Origin of the sequence: Pseudomonas sp. NPDC079086 (assembly GCF_044542155.1) — a bacterium.
Taxonomy (GTDB): domain Bacteria; phylum Pseudomonadota; class Gammaproteobacteria; order Pseudomonadales; family Pseudomonadaceae; genus Aquipseudomonas.
On the sequence record NZ_JBITTY010000001.1, the window covers coordinates 1403042 to 1421335 of the forward strand.

Consider the following 18294-nt stretch of genomic DNA (forward strand, 5'->3'; position numbering starts at 1 on the left):
GGCTTTAGCGGTAAGAGCTGCGCAGGCCGGTATTCGCGACCTGGCAGCGGGCTGTCAAAACAGAAAATAGCGCTGCGCCATCGGCAGTACATCGGCCGGCTCACACCAGAGCAGCTGGCCATCGGCCTTGACCTGATAGTTCTGCGGATCGACTTCGATAGTCGGCAGGTAGTCGTTGTGGATCAGGTCGGTCTTCTGCACTTCGCGACAGCCTTTAACCACACCAATCTTCTTCTTCAGCCCGAGTTGCTCGGGCACTCCGGCATCTAGCGCCGCCTGGCTGATAAAGGTGAAGCTGGTGGCGTGACGGCTGCCGCCATAGCTGGCGAACATCGGTCGGTAGTGCACCGGCTGCGGTGTCGGAATCGAGGCGTTGGCGTCGCCCATCAGGCTGGCAGCAATGGCGCCGCCCTTCAAAACCAGCGTCGGTTTTACCCCGAAGAACGCCGGGCGCCAGAGCACCAGGTCTGCCCATTTCCCGACCTCAATTGAACCCACTTCATGGCTGATGCCGTGGGTGATCGCCGGGTTGATGGTGTACTTGGCGATGTAGCGTTTGACCCGGAAGTTGCTGTTGCCTTCACCGTCGCCGTCCAGCGGGCCGCGCTGTTTGTGCATCTTGTCTGCGGTCTGCCAGGTGCGCGTGATCACTTCGCCAACGCGGCCCATGGCCTGGCTGTCGGAGCTGATCATGGAGAACGCGCCGAGGTCATGCAGGATGTCTTCGGCGGCGATGGTTTCGCGGCGGATACGGCTTTCGGCAAACGCGACGTCTTCGGCAATGCTCGGGTCCAAGTGGTGGCAGACCATCAGCATGTCCAGGTGTTCATCGATGGTGTTCTTGGTGAACGGCCGGGTCGGGTTGGTCGAGCTGGGCAGCACATTAGGGAAGCCGCAGGCCTTGATGATGTCTGGCGCGTGGCCGCCACCAGCACCCTCGGTGTGATAGGTGTGAATGGTGCGACCCTTGAACGCGGCCAAGGTGGTTTCAACAAAACCCGACTCATTCAGCGTATCGGTGTGGATCGCCACCTGCACGTCGTACTGGTCGGCCACGCTCAGGCAGTTGTCGATGGCGGCCGGGGTGGTGCCCCAGTCCTCGTGCAGCTTGAGGCCAATGGCGCCGGCCTTGACCTGCTCGATCAGCGGCTCTGGCAGCGAGGCGTTACCTTTGCCGGTAAAACCCAGGTTCATCGGGAAGGCATCGGCGGCCTGGAGCATGCGCGCCATATGCCAGGGGCCGGAGGTGCAGGTGGTGGCGTTGGTGCCTGTGGCCGGCCCGGTGCCGCCACCAATCATGGTGGTGACGCCGCTCATCAACGCTTCTTCGATCTGCTGCGGGCAGATGAAATGGATGTGCGTGTCGATACCGCCAGCGGTGAGGATCATGCCCTCGCCAGCGATTACCTCGGTGCCTGCGCCAATGGCGATGGTTACGTCGGGTTGGATGTCCGGGTTGCCGGCCTTGCCAATGGCGGCGATGCGCCCGTCCTTGAGACCCACGTCAGCTTTGACGATGCCCCAGTGATCGATGATCAGTGCGTTGGTAATCAGCGTGTCGACCACATCGGCGGCGCACAGTTGGCCCTGGCCCATGCCGTCGCGGATCACCTTGCCGCCGCCAAATTTCACTTCTTCGCCGTAGGTGGTGAAGTCCTTCTCCACCTCAATCCACAGTTCGGTATCGGCCAGGCGCACCTTGTCGCCGACGGTTGGGCCGAACATATCGGCGTAGGCTTGGCGGGAGATTTTCATGGGTTCGCCTTCAGATTCAATTGGGTTTGCAACCGTTCGCTGCGCTCACTTTCGCGGGCAAGCCCGCTCCTACAGGTGAACGAATTTCCCTGTGGTGTGCTTAATCCAGCTCACCCATCACCCGCCCGGCAAAGCCGAACACGCGGCGATGGCCGGCCAGGTCGACCAGTTCGACTTCACGACTCTGCCCGGGCTCGAAGCGCACCGCGGTACCGGCCGGGATATTCAGGCGCATACCGCGCGCCGCGCCGCGATCAAAGCTCAGCGCATCGTTGGTTTCGAAAAAGTGGTAGTGCGAGCCGACCTGGATCGGCCGGTCGCCACTGTTGGCTACGGTCAGGCTAAGGGTGCGGCGGCCGGCATTAAGCTCGATTTCGCCATCCTGGATCTGGTATTCGCCGGGAATCATAGTTGGGGTCTCGACAAGGTTTTGTAGTAGATGGCGTTTGCTCGGTACTGCCCGTCAGGCCCGCAGGCGTAGTCAGGTAACCCGCCGATGCAGGTGTAGCCTTGGGCTTGGTAGAAGGCTTCGGCTTCGCTGCCGGCTTCGGTGTCTAGGTACAGTAAGCCGCGTTGCAGCTCGGCTGCTTCGCCTTCCAGGCACTGCATCAGGCTGTTGGCGATGCCACTGCGGCGGGCGTTGCTGTGTACCAGTAACTTCTGCACCTCGGCGCGGTTGAGGCCGTTGGGCTTCTGGCAAAGCACCAGTTGCACGCTGCCCAGTACCTCGCCCTGTTTATGGGCCAGCCAAAGCAGGTGAGTGCCGTCGTGCAGCCCGGCCAGGACTTGGTCGAAATAGACGTCGGCTGAATCAGTATCCAGATCGGCGAGAAAGCCAACAGAGGCGCCGTGGGCGACGGAGTCGAGCAGCAGGGCCAGCAGGCCTTGGCGATACGACTCAAAATCTGCTGCCGCGAGGCGCGCGATGCTCAGCATCAGAACCCACTCCGCTCAGGGTTAAGCATCAGTTGCATAAAGGTCAGGTCCAGCCAGCGGCCAAACTTGCGGCCGACTTGCGGCATCTGGCCGGTAGTGACGAAGCCGAGGCGTTCGTGCAGGCGAATCGATGCGCTGTTGCCGCTCTCGATGGCGGCGACCATGACGTGCAGACCTGCCGTTTGGGCGCGCTCGATCAGCGCCTGCATCAGCCGCGGACCTAGGCCTTGGCCGCGTTGGTCGCTACGTACATACACCGAGTGCTCGACGGTATGGCGAAAGCCTTCGATGGCGCGCCAAGTGCCGTAGCTGCTGTAGCCGACGACCTCTCCAGCAGCATCGTGGGCTACCAGTACGGGGAAACCGGCGGCGTTGCGTTCGCTCAGCCAGGCCTGGCGGTTGGCCAGGTCGACCTGGGTTTCGTTCCAGATCGCCGTGGTGTTGAGCACGGCGTCGTTGTAGATGGCCAGGATGGCGGGCAGATCGTCTGCGGTCGCGTCTTGAATAACCATGTTCAAGCGATCGGTTGGTGGACGGTGACCAGCTTGGTGCCATCCGGGAAGGTGGCCTCGACCTGAATCTCCGGGATCATTTCCGGGATGCCTTCCATTACCTGATCACGGGTTAGCAGGGTGGTGCCGAAGTGCATCAGCTCGGCCACGGTCTTGCCGTCGCGGGCGCCTTCCAGCAGTGCGGCGGAGATATAGGCCATGGCTTCCGGATAGTTGAGCTTTACCCCACGGGCGAGGCGGCGTTCGGCGACTAAACCTGCGGTGAAAATCAGTAATTTGTCTTTTTCGCGGGGCGTCAGGTCCATCAGTCAGGTACTCCAGATTCGTGGGGGTACGGCAGCGCGCCCGAGCAATTCAGGGCGCAACAAGCGCCAAAGTTCGATCAGCCAGGCGCGGGCGTGCAGTGCTTCATTGGCCAGGCAGCGGGCGACGAGCAGGCCCGGTAATTGAGTCAGGTCGCCGCGCACTGGTGTAACCAGGTTGCGGCAGCGTTCCAGCAGGTCGTTGTCGATTTCGCCGCTGATCAGCAGGGTGGCAAATACCGGTTTGCCGTCCAGACCGATGGGTGAGGCGAGCAGGCCATCGTCGCCGACCACACGCTGGCGTTCATGCCAGAGCAGCTGGCCGTCGCGGCGGATATTCAGTTGGGCTTGGAAGTGCCCAGCATCGAAGCGCTCGCCACTGGCTGGGCGGCCGAGGGCGACGATGTCCCAATAGAGCAGCTTGGCATCGCCGAGCAGGTCGATATCGGTGGTCAGTTCAGCCTGGGCGGCGGCATAGACGATGGTTTCCTGCGGCAGCCATTCCAGGGTGGCGCCGGCTTCGACACGTAGTCGGAGGTGCTGGTAGGCCGGGCCGGCCGCACGGTACCACTTGGCTGCGCCGGGGCTAGTCAGTTGGGCCCAGGCGTTGGCGCCGACCGTGGCCGAAATATCCAGGCGATCACCGCCGGCAATTCCGCCGGGCGGATGCACGATGATGTGCTGACACACCTCTGGCCCTTCGGCATACAGATGCTTTTGCACCCGCAGCGGGCCTTTATGGCGACGTAGGGTCGGGCGGGTGGCATCGCCATCGCGGCCGTAGGCCAGCTCCAGTTCGGCCAGCCAGCTTGGGGTGAAGATGCTCGCGGGGGCGTTCATGGGTTCACCTTTTGGCGCCGCTGCCACCAGCTCTGGCCGGCTGAATAGAGAGTCAGTAGCAGCAAGCCGAGGCTGACCAGCAGCCACCATTGCAGGTGCATGCCGTAGTAGGGTGGCGCGTGCATGAAACCGCTAAACCAGAACGCCGCTATTGCCAGCGCAAGCACGCTGGCGCAGAGGGCGCGGCCCCATGATCGGCAATAGGAGGCGGGGCGCAGCACTGCGAGCAGAAGCAGGCATTCGGCCAGGATAATGGCGCAGAAGACCAGTACCGACTGCTGTGGGTAGTCGGGGTCCATGCCCGGCGGCAGATGGCGGCGCATCCAGTAGTCGGGCATAAAACCGCCCCAAACGACCATGGCCTGGCCGATTGCAGCGGTCAGCGGTAGCAGCAGGTGGCGCCAGATCATCATTAGGTACTCAGGCCCATAAGCGATAGCGAGGCGCCGATTATGCGCAAAGTGCAGACTCGGCGTCGCCATTCAGATCGCCACCAGGCCACGCACACCATCCGCTTCCATGGTCTCGCCACGGCCCTGCTGGACGATTTCGCCACGGCTCATCACCAGATACTGGTCGGCCAGTGCGGCGGCAAAGTCATAGAACTGCTCGACCAGCAGAATGGCCATATCTCCGCGCTCGGCGAGTTTTTTGATCACCACTCCGATTTCCTTGATCACCGAGGGCTGGATGCCTTCGGTGGGTTCATCGAGGATCAGCAGGCGCGGTTTGCTGGCCAGTGCACGGCCGATGGCCAGCTGTTGCTGCTGGCCGCCGGAGAGATCGCCGCCGCGGCGTAGCTTCATTTCGCGCAGTACCGGGAACAGCTCGTAGATAAACTCCGGCACCACCTTGGCCTCGCTGCCGGGAAAGCGTGACAGGCCCATCAGCAGGTTTTCTTCCACGGTCAGGCGACCGAAAATCTCACGGCCCTGCGGCACATAGGCGATACCGGCGTGCACGCGCTGGTGCGGTTTGAAACCGGTGATGGGCTGGCCTTCCCACTGCACGGCACCTTCTTTGGCCGGTATCAGGCCCATCAGGCATTTCAACAGAGTGGTTTTACCCACGCCGTTGCGGCCGAGCAGGCAGGTGACTTCGCCGACCTTCACATCGAACGACAAGCCACGGAGGATATGGCTGCCGCCGTAGTACTGGTGGAGTTGTTGGACTTGCAGCATGTCGGTGTCCTTGTTCATGCGTAGGGTGGATCGGGGTGCGTAGCTCGCGCTTTATCGATCCACCGTGCAGTGTCTGTGGTGGATGAAAAAAGCGTCATCCACCCTACGTTCTAGCGACCCAGATAAACCTCAATCACCCGCTCATCGTTCTGCACCTGCTCCAATGAGCCTTCGGCCAGCACGCTGCCCTGGTGCAGCACGGTGACGTGGTCGGCAATGCTGCCGACAAAGCCCATATCGTGCTCCACCACCATCAGCGAGTGCTTGCGCGCCAGCGACTTGAACAGCTCGGCGGTGAACTCGGTTTCGGCGTCGGTCATGCCCGCTACCGGCTCATCCAGCAGCAACAGTTGCGGGTCCTGCACCAGCAGCATGCCGATCTCGAGAACCTGCTTCTGCCCGTGTGAGAGCAAGCCGGCAGGGCGTGAGCGCGAGCCGTCGAGTTTGATCGTCTGCAGCACCTCATCGATGCGGTCACGCTGCTCGCCGCTGAGTTTGGCGCGCAGGCTGGCCCACACCGACTTGTTGGTTTTTTGCGCCAGTTCGAGGTTTTCGAACACGCTCAGCGCCTCGAATACGGTGGGTTTCTGAAACTTGCGACCGATACCGGACTGGGCGATGTCTACTTCGCTCATCTGCGTCAGGTCGAGGGTTTCACCGAAGTAGGCGACGCCGTTGTCCGGGCGGGTCTTGCCGGTGATCACGTCCATCATGGTGGTCTTGCCGGCGCCGTTGGGGCCGATGATGCAGCGCAACTCACCGACGCCGATATACAGCGTCAGGTTAGTCAGCGCCTTGAAGCCATCGAAGCTGACGTTGATGTCTTCCAGCGTCAGGATGGTGCCGTGGCGAATATTCAGGCCCTTGCTCGCCAGGGTGCTGGCGCCAATCGCATCGCGGCCGCTGCCGGATGGGTCAAAGGCAGGTTCGAGCATAAATTCGGGTACCGGAGTGGCGCGCATCATTGCTCTCCTTTCTTGCGTAACAAGCCGATCACGCCTTTGGGCAGGAACAGCGTCACGACGATAAACAGAAAGCCCAGGGCGAACAGCCAGTACTCGGGAAAGGCCACGGTAAACCAGCTCTTCATGCCGTTGACCAAACCGGCGCCGAGTAGCGGGCCGATCAGCGTGCCACGCCCACCCAGGGCTACCCATACGGCGGCTTCGATGGAGTTGGTGGGCGACATTTCGCTTGGGTTGATGATGCCTACCTGCGGCACATACAGCGCGCCAGCCAGGCCGCAGAGCACGGCGCTGAGTACCCAGATAAACAGCTTGTAGCCACGCGGGTCGTAGCCGCAGAACATCAGGCGGTTTTCCGCATCGCGCAGCGCGGTCAGCACCCGGCCGAACTTGCTGCGCGCAAGCCGCCAGCCCAGGTACAGGCTGGCCACCAGCAGCACTACGGTGGCAAAGAACAGCGTCGCGCGGGTGTGCGCCGAGGTGATATCGAAACCGAGAATGGTGCGGAAGTTGGTAAAGCCGTTGTTGCCGCCAAAGCCGGTTTCGTTGCGGAAAAACAGCAACATGCCGGCAAAGGTCAGCGCCTGGGTCATGATCGAGAAGTACACGCCCTTGATCCGCGAGCGGAAGGCGAAGAAGCCGAACACCAGCGCCAGCAAACCAGGCGCCAGCACCACCAGGCACATCGCCCAGAGGAAGCTTTCGGTGCCGTACCAGTACCAGGGCAGCTCGGTCCAGGCGAGGAAGCTCATAAAGGCCGGCAGGCCGTCACCGGCCGCTTCGCGCATCAGGTACATGCCCATGGCATAACCACCGAGGGCGAAGAACAGGCCGTGGCCGAGCGACAGCAGCCCGGCATAACCCCAGACCAGATCGAGCGCCAGGGCGACGATGCAGTAGCAGAGTATCTTGCCGACCAGGGTCAGGCTGTAGGCCGACACATGCAGGGCGTTGTCCGCCGGCAGCAGGTGCAGCACGGGCATGGCCACGAGCACGGCCAGTACCAGCAGGCCAGTGGCAATCGATACTTGTGGGCCAAGCTTGGCGCTGGCGCGGGCTAACAACGTTTGATTCAGGGGCATAGTCATTAGTCGATCACCCGTCCTTTCAAAGCAAACAGACCTTGCGGGCGTTTCTGAATAAACAGAATGATCAGCGCGAGGATAAGGATCTTGCCGAGCACGGCACCGATCTGCGGTTCGAGAATCTTGTTGGCGATGCCCAGGCCGAAGGCGGCCATCACGCTGCCAGCCAGCTGGCCGACGCCGCCGAGCACCACGACCAGGAACGAGTCGATGATGTAGCTTTGGCCGAGGTCCGGGCCGACGTTGCCGATCTGGCTCAGAGCCACGCCACCGAGGCCAGCGATGCCCGAGCCGAGGCCGAAGGCGAGCATGTCCACCCGACCAGTCGGCACGCCGCAGCAGGCGGCCATGTTGCGGTTCTGCGTCACCGCACGCACGTTGAGGCCCAGGCGGGTCTTGTTCAGCAGCAGCCAGGTCAGCACCACCACGAACAGGGCGAAGCCGATGATCACGATGCGGTTGTACGGCAGCACCAGGTTCGGCAGCACCTGAATGCCGCCGGACAGCCAGTAGGGGTTGGCCACTTCAACGTTCTGCGCGCCGAAGATCACCCGCACCAGCTGAATCAGAATCAGGCTGATGCCCCAGGTGGCCAGCAGGGTTTCCAGCGGGCGACCGTAGAGGTGGCGGATGACCGTGCGTTCCAGGGCCATGCCGATGGCGGCGGTGACAAAGAACGCCACCGGCAGCGCCACCAGCGGATACAGCGCCAGGGCTTCCGGGGCGAAACGCTGGAACAGCACCTGCACCATGTAGGTGGAGTAGGCGCCGAGCATCAGCATCTCGCCGTGGGCCATATTGATCACCCCGAGCAGGCCGAAGGTGATGGCCAGGCCGAGTGCGGCGAGCAGCAGAATCGAACCGAGCGACAGGCCGCTGAAGGCCTGGCCCAGCAGCTCACCTATTAGCAGCTTGCGTTTGACCTGGGCCAGGCTGGTTTCGGCAGCGGTGCGTACCGTTGGGTCACTTTCCACGGCCGGGTCGAGCAGGGCTTCCAGGCGGGTGCGAGCCAGCGGGTCGCCGGTTTCACCGAGCAGACGCACGGCTGCCAGGCGCACGGCCAGGTCGCTGTCGACCAGTTGCAGGTTGGCCAGGGCCAGGGTCAGTGCATCGCGCACCGCATCATCGGTTTCGCTGGCAACCTGGACGTTAAGCAGTTGCAGCTGCGCCGGCTTGGCGCTTTTCTGCAGTTGCTGGGCGGCGGCCAGGCGCAGCGCCGGGTTGTCGGCCAACAGTTGGTGGCTGGCCAACGCGGTGGCGGTCAGACCGCGCAGACGGTTATTCAGGCGCAGCTTCTTCGGTGTTTCGACAGGTTGTGTGTCGCCTTCGGCGGGCTGATAAGTGCCGCTTACTTCGATAAAAGCGTTCTTTGCGCTGTCTGTAGCGACGCGGCCTTGTTGCAGGGCTTCGATCAACGGCAGGCGCGCCGTATTCGGTGCGGCGGACCAGCGTTCCAGCAGGCTGGCCTGCTTGGCCGGGTTGGCGGCGACAAAGTCGCGGGCGTCACCGGCGTGCGCCGTGAAGGGCAGCAACAGCAGCAGGCTCAGCAGAATTCGGGTAACGGCAGTGGGCATAAGGAACAGTCCTTCGATTACGGTCGTAGCCCGGATTGCATCCAGGCTACGTGCAGCAGGCAGTCGACTGCCCTGGTGCGCGTCCACAAACAGACACGCGCCAGGGCGAGGGGCTTTTGCCTTAGTTCGACTTCACCGCGTAATCCGGCTTCTTGTCGTTGCCTTCGATGTACGGGCTCCACGGCTGAGCGCGCACAGGGCTGCTGGTTTCCCAGACTACGTTGAACTGACCGTCGTCCTGGACTTCGCCGATCATTACCGGCTTGTGCAGGTGGTGATTGCTCTTGTCCATGGTCAGGGTGTAGCCGCTCGGTGCAGTGAATGTCTGGCCGTACATGGCCTCGCGCACCTTGTCGACATCAGTGGTACCAGCTTTCTCGACTGCCTGAGCCCACATGTGCAGGCCAACGTAGGTGGCTTCCATCGGGTCATTGGTCACGACGGTGTCAGCGTTCGGCAGGCTCTTGGCCTTGGCGTAGGCTTTCCAATCCGCGACGAACTTGGTGTTGACCGGGTTTTCCACCGACTGGAAGTAGTTCCAGGCGGCCAGCTGACCGACCAGCGGCTTGGTGTCGATGCCGCGCAGTTCTTCTTCGCCCACCGAGAAAGCTACGACTGGGATGTCGGTCGCTTCGATGCCCTGGTTGGCCAGTTCTTTGTAGAACGGTACGTTGGAGTCACCGTTAACGGTGGAGATCACCGCAGTTTTACCGCCGGCAGAGAACTTCTTGATGTTGGCGACGATGGTTTGATAGTCGCTATGGCCGAATGGGGTGTAGACCTCTTCGATGTCCTTCTCGGCCACGCCTTTGCTGATCAGGAAGGCGCGCAGAATTTTGTTGGTGGTGCGCGGGTAAACGTAATCGGTACCGAGCAGGAAGAAGCGCTTGGCGCCGCCACCATCTTCGCTGAGCAGATACTCGACGGCCGGGATCGCCTGCTGGTTCGGCGCTGCACCGGTGTAGAAGACGTTTGGCGACATTTCCTCGCCTTCGTACTGCACTGGGTAGAACAGCAGACCGTTAAGTTCTTCATAGACCGGCAGTACGGATTTGCGCGACACCGAGGTCCAGCAGCCGAAGGTTACGGCGACCTTGTCCTGGGTCAACAGCTGGCGACCACGCTCGGCAAACAGCGGCCAGTTCGAGGCTGGGTCGACCACTACCGGCTCAAGTTGCTTGCCGAGTACGCCGCCCTTGGCGTTGATTTCGTCGATGGTCATCAACGCCATGTCTTTCAGCGAAGTCTCGGAAATGGCCATGGTGCCGGACAGCGAATGCAGGATGCCGACCTTGATGGTCTCTGCGGCTTGGACGGTCCAGGTCATGCCCATAGCGGCGATGGATGCGGACAGGGTAAAGGCCTTGATCAGATTGCGACGTTGCATGGTGCGATCTCCATTCACGAACTTAAGTGTTTGAGCTGCTGGTTTTTAGTTGTTTGTATGGCAGTTGAAACAGGGCCTGGCCCCGGGTCTTCACTTCAGGTCTTCACCTCTGGTGCCGGCATGGTGCGCTGACGCGCGCTATGCAGCATGTGCAGGGTGATCTTGCGCACTTCGGCCTTGCTGACCTCTATATGGGTCTTGAGCAATAGCTGTGCCTCTTCGCACCGGCGCGACAGAATCGCCCCGAGTATTTGTCCGTGTTCCTCATAGGTGGCCGCCACGCGTGGGCTCTGGGTGAAGTCCAAGCGCCTGATAATGCGGATTTTCTCGCTCACATCCGCATGCAGGCGCGCCATCTCGCGGTTGCCGGCGGCTTCCACCAACTGGCAATGAAAACGCTCATCCAGGCGCGACACTTCGCGGCCGTCCTGCAAACGTTGCTCGGGTTGCACCAACCAGGTGCGCTTGAGTTGCTCCAGGGCGTCGCAGTGCTCGTCTTGGGGGCGAGTGCATAAACGCCGCACGGCTTCCAGTTCGAGGACGATGCGCACCTCGTACAACTCCTCAAAATGCGCGAAGTCGAACGGCTTGACCTGCCAGCCGCTGCGGAAATACACCTGCAGGTAGTCCTCGCGTTGCAGGCGATACAGCGCCTGGCGCACCGGCGTGCGGCTGACCGCCATGCGCACGGCGATTTCACCCTCGGAGAAGCGATCCCCTGGCAGCAGGCGAAACTCGAAGATGTCGTCCTTGATCTGCTGGTAGATGCGCTCGGCAAGGTTGTCCGGGCGCTCCTTGCCTGTGCCAGGTGTGCCGCTCAGCTGCATGGGCTCAGCCCTGCTGCTGGCTGGCGATAAACGCGCGCCAGCCGCCGAAGCTGGTGATGTCGCGGGCTCCGTCCAGCGCGTATGGCTCGCAGATAAAACCCTTGACCCAGCGACCGTCAGCCAGCTGCAGGTTGCCGATACCCAGCGGTGCGGGGATTTCCGCGACAAATTCGCCAAAGCGCGCCTGGGGCATATCCCACAACTCGACGATGATCGCCGCGCCGTCCTCGGTCACCCGTGCCAGGCCCGGTTTCGGCGGCACGGTGCCGGGCAGGGCGTACAGGCGATACGTGGCGGCGCTGCTGGTTTGTTCGACCAATACGGCGTCGCGGCTGGTGAGTTGGAAGTTCAGCGGCATGCCGGTCAGGTGTGCGCCGACCACGGCGACGCGCACGCTGCCGGGGGTTGGTTTGTCGCTCGGCGTTTGTGCGGGCAGCGCTTTGCCGGTTGCGCCCAACGGCAGGTTGAGTGCCTGCTGCCAGCGTTGGCCGAAGGCAGCCAGGGCTTGGTCGTGCCAGGCTGGGGCGATCAGGGTGATACCGGCGGGCAGACCGTCGGCACGCATACCGGCGGGTACAGCCAGGGCAGACAAGTCGGCGAGGTTGGTGAAGTTGGTGTAGGTGCCGAACTGGCTGTTGAACAGCACGGGTTCGACTTCCATCTCGGCGAGGCTGCGAAGGGTCGGCGAAGTCGGTACAACCAGAGCATCGAAGCCGGCCAGGATGTCGTTGATCGTGCGGCTCAGTTCAGCGCGGATATATTCGGCCTTGTAGGCATCGCAGGCGCTGTACTTATGACCGTTGTCGACGATGCCGCGCACCACCGGGTTGATGTGTTCGGGCTTGACGCCTTCCAGCGCCACGGTGCGCTCGGCAACCCAGCTGCCGTAGTACAGCTGCTCGGCCAGTTGCTGGAAGGGCGCAAAGTCGATTTCCACCAACTGCACATCCAGTTCGCGCAGCTTGCCCAGGGCCTGCTCGAATACCGCCTGGTTCTGCGTATCGCCAAAGAACTCGGGCTTGCTCGGCACTGCCAGGCGCGGCTGGGCCGGCATGCCAACCTTGGCGCTATTGGGGTTCTTGCGGCTGTAGGGATCGGTGGCGTCGTAGCCGCCGGCAATCTGCGCCACGCTCAGGGCGTCGCTGACGGTCAGGGCGAAAACCGAGATGCAATCAAGCGTCTTGCAGGCTGGTACCAGGCCGCTGTTGGACAGCCAGCCTTTGCTTGGCTTGAGCCCGATAATATTGTTGAAGCCGGCTGGCACGCGGCCGGAACCGGCGGTGTCGGTGCCCAGCGAGAACGGCACCAGACCGCGCGCCACGACACTGGCCGAGCCGGAGCTGGAGCCGCCGCTGACATAGTCCGGGTTGAAGCTGTTGCACACCGCGCCGTGGGGCGAGCGGGTGCCAACTAGGCCGGTGGCGAACTGATCAAGGTTGGTCTTGCCGATGAGGATGGCGCCGGCGGCGCGCAGCTTGGCCACCACTGTGGCGTCGGCCGCTGCGGTGTAGGCGAACTCTGGGCAGGCGGCAGTGGTAGGCCAACCGGCTGCGTCGATATTGTCCTTGATGGCGAATGGCACGCCGTACAGCGGTAGTTTGCTTAGCTCGCCGCTGGCACTTTGCAGCAGGGTGGACAAGTTATCGAGCTGGGCGTTGAGTTGCGCTTCGCTGGCCAGAGCAATCCAGGCGTTATCCGCCGTGCTTAGTTCAAGACGCAGGTTATGCAGCAGCTCGGCCGGTGACTGGCCATCGTGATAAGTCTGTTGCCAATCGGCGAGGGTGAAAGCGATAGGGGTGTTGGACATGCTCTGAAATCCCATCTTGTATCCAAGTGATGGAATGCTTAGAGCAAGCCCGGTGCCAGGTTTTTAAAGTCTATTTATTTCAATGGATTAGCCGGTTTTATACGGCTTTCGTGGCGTAGTGCAGGATGGCTTGTGCACCGCAGCAGTGCCGATGGCCAGCTTGTGGTGCGCTGCCAGTTGGCCCGGAGGGCGTCCGGGCGGGTCAGAGGGCGAGGTAGTTCTTCACCCCGGTAAAGATGATCTGCGCGGCCAAGGCGCAGACAAACAGGCCCATCAGGCGGCTGACGATCTGCAGGCCTTGGTCACCGAGCAAACGCTCGAACTGGTTGGACATATACAGCACCACACCCACTGTGAGGCTGGCCAGGGCGATACCCAGCACCGCCACGGCCTTATCGCTCCAGTCTGGCTGGCTGGCGCCCATCAGCAGCAGAGCACCGATGGTGCCGGGCCCGACGGTGAGCGGGATGGTCAGCGGCACGATGGTCACGTCCTGCTGCACGTTATCGCTTTGCACCGCCGATTTGCCCTGGGCCATGCCCAGGGCCGAGATAAACAGCACGCTGCCAGCGCCGATACGGAAGGCGTCGATGGTGATGCCGAACAGGGTGAAGATGTGTTTGCCGAACAGATACAGCAGTACGCTGGCGATCAGCACGCCGAGGGCGACCTTCCAGGCCAGGCGCTTGCGCTCCTTGACCGTGTAGCCGCGGCTTAGGCCGATAAAACACGACAGCACGAAGAACGGGCTATAGAGCACCAGCAGTTTCAAATACAGGCTGAACAGCGCGGACGCCATGGAAAGGACTCGTCTCGATAAAGATGGGTGGCAGGGTAAGCGTGTAGCGCCTGCCGGGCAATAAACGTCAGGAAGGCAGGGCGTCGCGTTGACGGCGAATTTCCCGTTCGGCGACCCAATGCTCGATCAATTCGCGCAGCTGCGACATTTCCACCGGCTTGGACATATGCCCGTCCATGCCGACCTGGCGCGCGCGCTCTTTGTGTTCATTGAGGATATGCGCAGTGAGCGCCACCACCGGGGTGCGCGTGCGTTGTTCGGCGGCCTCCCAGGCGCGCAGTTGCTCGGTGGCGGAGAAACCGTCGAGCACGGGCATTTCGCAGTCCATCAGCACCAGATCGTATTGCTGCGCTTTCATCGCGCTGAGGGCTTCTTCGCCGTTGCTGGCGGTGTCGGGCTGCAGGTTGAGCTTGCCAAGCATGCCGCGGATTACCTTGGTGGAGATGGTGTTGTCTTCGGCCACCAGGATGCGGAAATCGTTGGGCACGTTCAAGGGAGCACTCACCGGCGCCGGGTTGAACATGGGTGAGTCGCCCTTGCCGCGCTGCGCCAGCTCATCGGCGAGGGTGGTTTTCAGGGTGTAGCCGGCCACCGGTTTGGCCAGGATGCGTTTGATCCCGGCGTTGCGCGCGATGATCTTGCTCGGCGCATTGCTGATGCCGGTGAGCATGATCACCAGAATGTCGTGGTTGAGGTTGGCGTCTTCCTTGATCCGCGCGGCCAGCTGCATGCCGGTCATGCCGGGCATGTCCTGATCGAGCAGGACGGCATCGAAGTATTCGCGCAGATGCGCTTTGGTGCGCAGCAGGGCCATGGCCTCTTTGCCCGAGGGCACGGCGCTGACCTGCATGCCCCAGGCGCTGCATTGTTGCACCAGCACTTTGCGGCAGGTGTCGTTGTCATCCACCACCAGCAGGCGTGCGCCTTGCAGCGAGGCGTCGAGGTCTGCGGTGGGTTGTTCCAGGCGGCTGGCATCCAGCGGCAGGGTCAACCATAGGGTCGAGCCCTGGCTGCCACCGCTTTGAATGCCGAACTCGCCTTCCATCAGGCGCACCAGCTGGCGCGCGATGATCAGGCCAAGGCGCCCGCCGAGTTTGGTCGCGGCAAGGAAGTCCTTGCTGTGCAGTTCGGCATTCAGCAGTGCGTCGCGTTCGCTGGCGTCCAGCGGCTTGCCGCTGTCCTGCACGGCAATGCGTAGGCGCGGTTGCTCGCCGGTGGTGTCCAGGGCCACAACCAGGAGAATTTCGCCTTCATCGGTTTGCTTGAAGGCGTTGTCCAGCAGGCTCAGCAGGGTCTGGCGCAGGCGCGTGGGGTCGCCGCTGATGACCCGTGGCACTTGCGGCTGCATAAAGCTGATCAGTTCGACCTTCTGCTGTTCGGCCTTGGCGCGGAAGATATCCAGGCAGTCTTCGATCAGCGCGTTGAGGTCGAACTGCACGTCATCCAGTTCGATCTGCCCGGATTCGAGCTTGGAAATATCGAGGATTTCGTTGATCAGGGTAAGCAGCTCGTTACCCGAGCTGTGGATGGTCTGCACGTAGTCGCGTTGCTTGGCTGATAGTGGCGTGCCTAGCAGCAGCTCGGTCATGCCCAGCACACCATTCATCGGGGTGCGGATTTCGTGGCTGATCTTGGCGAGAAATTCCGCCTTGGCTTTCAATTCGGCGGAGCTGGCGGCGAGGGCGCGGCTGGTACTGAACTGGTCCTGCATGATGCGTCGCTGTCGCTCGCTCAGCGCCATGCTGAGGATAAAACCGCTGGCGGCTGTAACCGCGAGCAGGCCGTAGGCCATCCACTCACTCTGTACTGCCCAGTAACCGAAGAGGACTGGTAGTGCACAGATAAAGGCTGCGCAAAACAGCAGTACCGCCAGGCTGAACAGCCGCGCCGGCTTGTAGCCATGCCGCCAGTGGGTCAGCGACACCAGCAGAATGCTCAGGCCTGCGACGGCGTTGAGCAGGTAGACCAGTTGATTGAACTGCAGATTAGTCGCCACCAGCAGGGCCACGCAGACCAGGCTGATAACTGCCACTTCGCCAGTCAGCAGGTGGTTCAGCGGCGTGCTCGGGCAGACCTTGTGGAAAAAACTGGCGGTGAAACACAGGGCGCAGAGCGCGGCCAGCAGCATCGACAGGTTGGCAATCTGCGGCTGTAGGCTTTGCCATTCACTGAGCCAGGGCGTGCTGATACCGAGCAGGCTGACCACCGCGATGAGCTGGCAGACCTGAGTCGCAGCCAGCCACAGACCGCTTACGGCGCGGGTGTATGCAAAGCGGACCAAGTTATAGGCCACCAGCATGCCGAGGCAGCCGAGTAGCAGGCCGAACAGCAGCGGACGGTTGTCGTCGGCGACCATCGCCTGCGCACTTTGCAGGGTAATGCTGGGGCGCAGCGAATGTTCCGAGGCCAGGCGCAGGTAGATATCCAGCGGCTGTTCGACCTTGGGCAGTGGCAGGAGGAAATCGCGGCTGGCCAGGGGGCGGCTGGAAAACGGCAGGTTGCTGCCGGTGTGAGCCTGTTCGATCAGCTTGTCGTCTTGCAGCACATACAGGTCGAGATACGCCAGGTAGGGCGCGAATACCCGCAGCATCTGCACGTCAGTGTTGGCCGGCATACGGTGATGCAGCCACAGCGCGCTGTTGCCGCCGGGGGTATAGAGCTGGGTGAGGTCGGTGGAGCGGAACTGCGCCTGGCGCTCGGGGCTGCGTACATCATTAAGTTGCAGCTCGGCGCCCGAGTCGGTCAGGCTGGACCAGGAAGCCTGCGGCCCTGCCTGAGCTGACGCTGCGGTGAGCGCCATCAGCAGCGTGCTGAGTAGCAGGTAGGTGGCAATCCTCAGCCGGCGCACAGTGAAGTCCCTTCAGAAATAAGTGGTCGGATTATAGCCAAGCTGTTCGCGAGGGAAATATGACAAAGGTGGCCAATTGGCCACCTTTGTCGTGTTTTACCCTTTATTTACCTTCACTTATCCCCGCGTTCGCGGGCAATGGCACGGTAACCGATATCGTTGCGGTAGAAACTGCCGTTCCAACGAATCTTCTCGGCTAGGCGGTAGGCCTGTTGCTGAGCTTCTTCAACGGTGCGACCGATGGCAGTCGCGCAGAGTACGCGGCCGCCAGCGGTGACGATCTGGCCGTCCTTCAGTGCGGTGCCGGCATGGAAGACTTTGCCTTCCAGCTGTGCGGCCGCATCCAGCCCTTCGATCACATCGCCTTTGGCGTAATCGGCCGGGTAACCGCCAGCTGCGATCACTACGCCCACAGTCGGGCGTGGGTCCCAAGTGGCTTCGACCTTGTCCAACGCCTTGGCCAGTGCGGCTTCGACCAGCAGCACCAGGGAGCTTTCCAGACGGCACATGATCGGCTGGGTTTCCGGGTCGCCAAAGCGGCAGTTGAATTCGATGACCTTCGGCTTGCCGGCCTTGTCGATCATCAGCCCGGCGTAGAGGAAGCCGGTATAGACGTTGCCTTCAGCCGCCATGCCGCGCACGGTCGGGTAGATCACCTCATCCATCACCCGCTGGTGTACATCGGCGGTGACCACAGGGGCAGGCGAATAAGCGCCCATGCCGCCGGTGTTGGGGCCGGTGTCGGCGTCGCCGACGCGCTTGTGGTCCTGGCTGGTGGCCATTGGCAGCACGTTTTCACCGTCGACCATGACGATAAAGCTGGCTTCTTCGCCGTCGAGGAATTCCTCGATTACCACGCGCGAACCGGCGTCGCCGAAGGCATTGCCAGCGAGCATATCGCGCACGGCGTCTTCGGCTTCTTGCAGGGTCATAGCTACGATTACGCCTTTACCCGCTGCCAGGCCGTCGGCCTTGATCACGATTGGCGCGCCGACTTTTTGCAGGTAGGCCAGGGCCGGCTCGACTTCAGTGAAGTTCTGGTAGTCGGCGGTAGGGATTGCGTGACGAGCGAGGAAGTCTTTGGTGAAGGCCTTGGAACCTTCCAGCTGCGCGGCGGCGGCGGTTGGGCCGAAGACATCCAGCTTGCGTGCGCGGAACAGATCGACCACACCAGCCACCAGCGGCGCTTCCGGGCCAACGATGGTCAGTTGCACATTTTTCTCAGCGAAGTCGGCCAACTGCTCGATTGCTAGCACGTCGATAGCGACGTTTTCACACTTGGCTTCAGTCGCAGTGCCTGCGTTGCCAGGTGCCACGAAGACTTTAGTGACGCGCTTGTCCTGCGCGACTTTCCAGGCCAGGGCGTGTTCACGACCGCCGCTGCCGATGATCAATACGTTCATGTTTCTCTCCCAATGGAGGCGGGCCTTGGGCCCGTTCGGTGGATAGAAAAAGCGCTATCCACCCTACGAAATC

17 protein-coding genes are annotated in these 18294 nt (G+C 62.0%); all 17 read right to left on the reverse strand.

Annotation, left to right across the window (positions count from 1 at the left end; genetic code table 11):
* Positions 1 to 54: 54 nt before the first annotated feature.
* Positions 55 to 1755, reverse strand: a complete 1701-nt coding sequence (ureC, locus tag ACIGEK_RS06535; RefSeq protein ID WP_397492509.1) for an urease subunit alpha — start codon at positions 1753 to 1755, stop codon at positions 55 to 57.
* A gap of 100 nt (positions 1756 to 1855) precedes the next feature.
* A complete protein-coding gene (locus ACIGEK_RS06540) occupies positions 1856 to 2164 on the reverse strand; it encodes an urease subunit beta (RefSeq protein WP_397492511.1) in 309 nt (102 codons plus the stop codon).
* Positions 2161 to 2691, reverse strand: coding sequence for a GNAT family N-acetyltransferase (locus ACIGEK_RS06545; RefSeq protein WP_397492512.1), 531 nt, complete (start codon positions 2689 to 2691; stop codon positions 2161 to 2163). Before ACIGEK_RS06545 ends, ACIGEK_RS06540 begins: the two co-directional genes overlap by 4 nt.
* Positions 2691 to 3203 (reverse strand): GNAT family N-acetyltransferase, encoded by a 513-nt coding sequence (locus ACIGEK_RS06550; RefSeq protein WP_397492513.1) that lies wholly within the window; start codon positions 3201 to 3203, stop codon positions 2691 to 2693. The genes ACIGEK_RS06545 and ACIGEK_RS06550 overlap by 1 nt, the downstream gene beginning before the upstream one ends.
* Positions 3204 to 3205: 2 nt before the next feature.
* On the reverse strand, positions 3206 to 3508 hold the full coding sequence (ureA, locus tag ACIGEK_RS06555; RefSeq protein ID WP_397492514.1) for an urease subunit gamma: 303 nt from the start codon (positions 3506 to 3508) through the stop codon (positions 3206 to 3208).
* Positions 3509 to 3511: 3 nt separating this feature from the next.
* Positions 3512 to 4345 carry an urease accessory protein UreD gene (locus ACIGEK_RS06560; RefSeq protein ID WP_397492515.1) on the reverse strand — a complete coding sequence of 278 codons (834 nt, stop codon included), beginning with the start codon at positions 4343 to 4345 and terminating at the stop codon, positions 3512 to 3514.
* Positions 4342 to 4758, reverse strand: coding sequence for a hypothetical protein (locus ACIGEK_RS06565; RefSeq protein ID WP_397492516.1), 417 nt, complete (start codon positions 4756 to 4758; stop codon positions 4342 to 4344). The genes ACIGEK_RS06560 and ACIGEK_RS06565 overlap by 4 nt, the downstream gene beginning before the upstream one ends.
* Positions 4759 to 4827: 69 nt before the next feature.
* Entirely contained in the window at positions 4828 to 5526 is a 699-nt protein-coding gene (gene urtE, locus ACIGEK_RS06570) for an urea ABC transporter ATP-binding subunit UrtE (RefSeq protein WP_397492517.1), read from the reverse strand.
* A gap of 110 nt (positions 5527 to 5636) precedes the next feature.
* Positions 5637 to 6488: an urea ABC transporter ATP-binding protein UrtD gene (urtD, locus tag ACIGEK_RS06575; RefSeq protein WP_397492518.1), complete on the reverse strand. Its 852-nt coding sequence runs from the start codon at positions 6486 to 6488 to the stop codon at positions 5637 to 5639.
* The gene (gene urtC, locus ACIGEK_RS06580) at positions 6488 to 7579 is read right to left on the reverse strand and encodes an urea ABC transporter permease subunit UrtC (RefSeq protein ID WP_397492519.1); all 1092 of its coding nucleotides are present in this window, start codon (positions 7577 to 7579) and stop codon (positions 6488 to 6490) included. The genes urtD and urtC overlap by 1 nt, the downstream gene beginning before the upstream one ends.
* Positions 7579 to 9150 (reverse strand): urea ABC transporter permease subunit UrtB, encoded by a 1572-nt coding sequence (urtB, locus tag ACIGEK_RS06585; RefSeq protein WP_397492520.1) that lies wholly within the window; start codon positions 9148 to 9150, stop codon positions 7579 to 7581. The genes urtC and urtB overlap by 1 nt, the downstream gene beginning before the upstream one ends.
* A gap of 121 nt (positions 9151 to 9271) precedes the next feature.
* On the reverse strand, positions 9272 to 10537 hold the full coding sequence (urtA, locus tag ACIGEK_RS06590) for an urea ABC transporter substrate-binding protein (protein ID WP_397492521.1): 1266 nt from the start codon (positions 10535 to 10537) through the stop codon (positions 9272 to 9274).
* Between the two features lie 95 nt (positions 10538 to 10632).
* Positions 10633 to 11364 carry a GntR family transcriptional regulator gene (locus ACIGEK_RS06595; RefSeq protein WP_397492522.1) on the reverse strand — a complete coding sequence of 244 codons (732 nt, stop codon included), beginning with the start codon at positions 11362 to 11364 and terminating at the stop codon, positions 10633 to 10635.
* A 4-nt stretch (positions 11365 to 11368) separates the two neighbouring features.
* Positions 11369 to 13171, reverse strand: coding sequence for an allophanate hydrolase (gene atzF / locus ACIGEK_RS06600; protein WP_397492523.1), 1803 nt, complete (start codon positions 13169 to 13171; stop codon positions 11369 to 11371).
* A gap of 202 nt (positions 13172 to 13373) precedes the next feature.
* On the reverse strand, positions 13374 to 13970 hold the full coding sequence (locus ACIGEK_RS06605; protein ID WP_397492524.1) for a MarC family protein: 597 nt from the start codon (positions 13968 to 13970) through the stop codon (positions 13374 to 13376).
* Between the two features lie 67 nt (positions 13971 to 14037).
* Positions 14038 to 16818 (reverse strand): response regulator, encoded by a 2781-nt coding sequence (locus ACIGEK_RS06610; protein ID WP_397492525.1) that lies wholly within the window; start codon positions 16816 to 16818, stop codon positions 14038 to 14040.
* A gap of 113 nt (positions 16819 to 16931) precedes the next feature.
* A complete protein-coding gene (gene purD, locus ACIGEK_RS06615; RefSeq protein ID WP_397492526.1) occupies positions 16932 to 18221 on the reverse strand; it encodes a phosphoribosylamine--glycine ligase in 1290 nt (429 codons plus the stop codon).
* Positions 18222 to 18294: the final 73 nt, after the last annotated feature.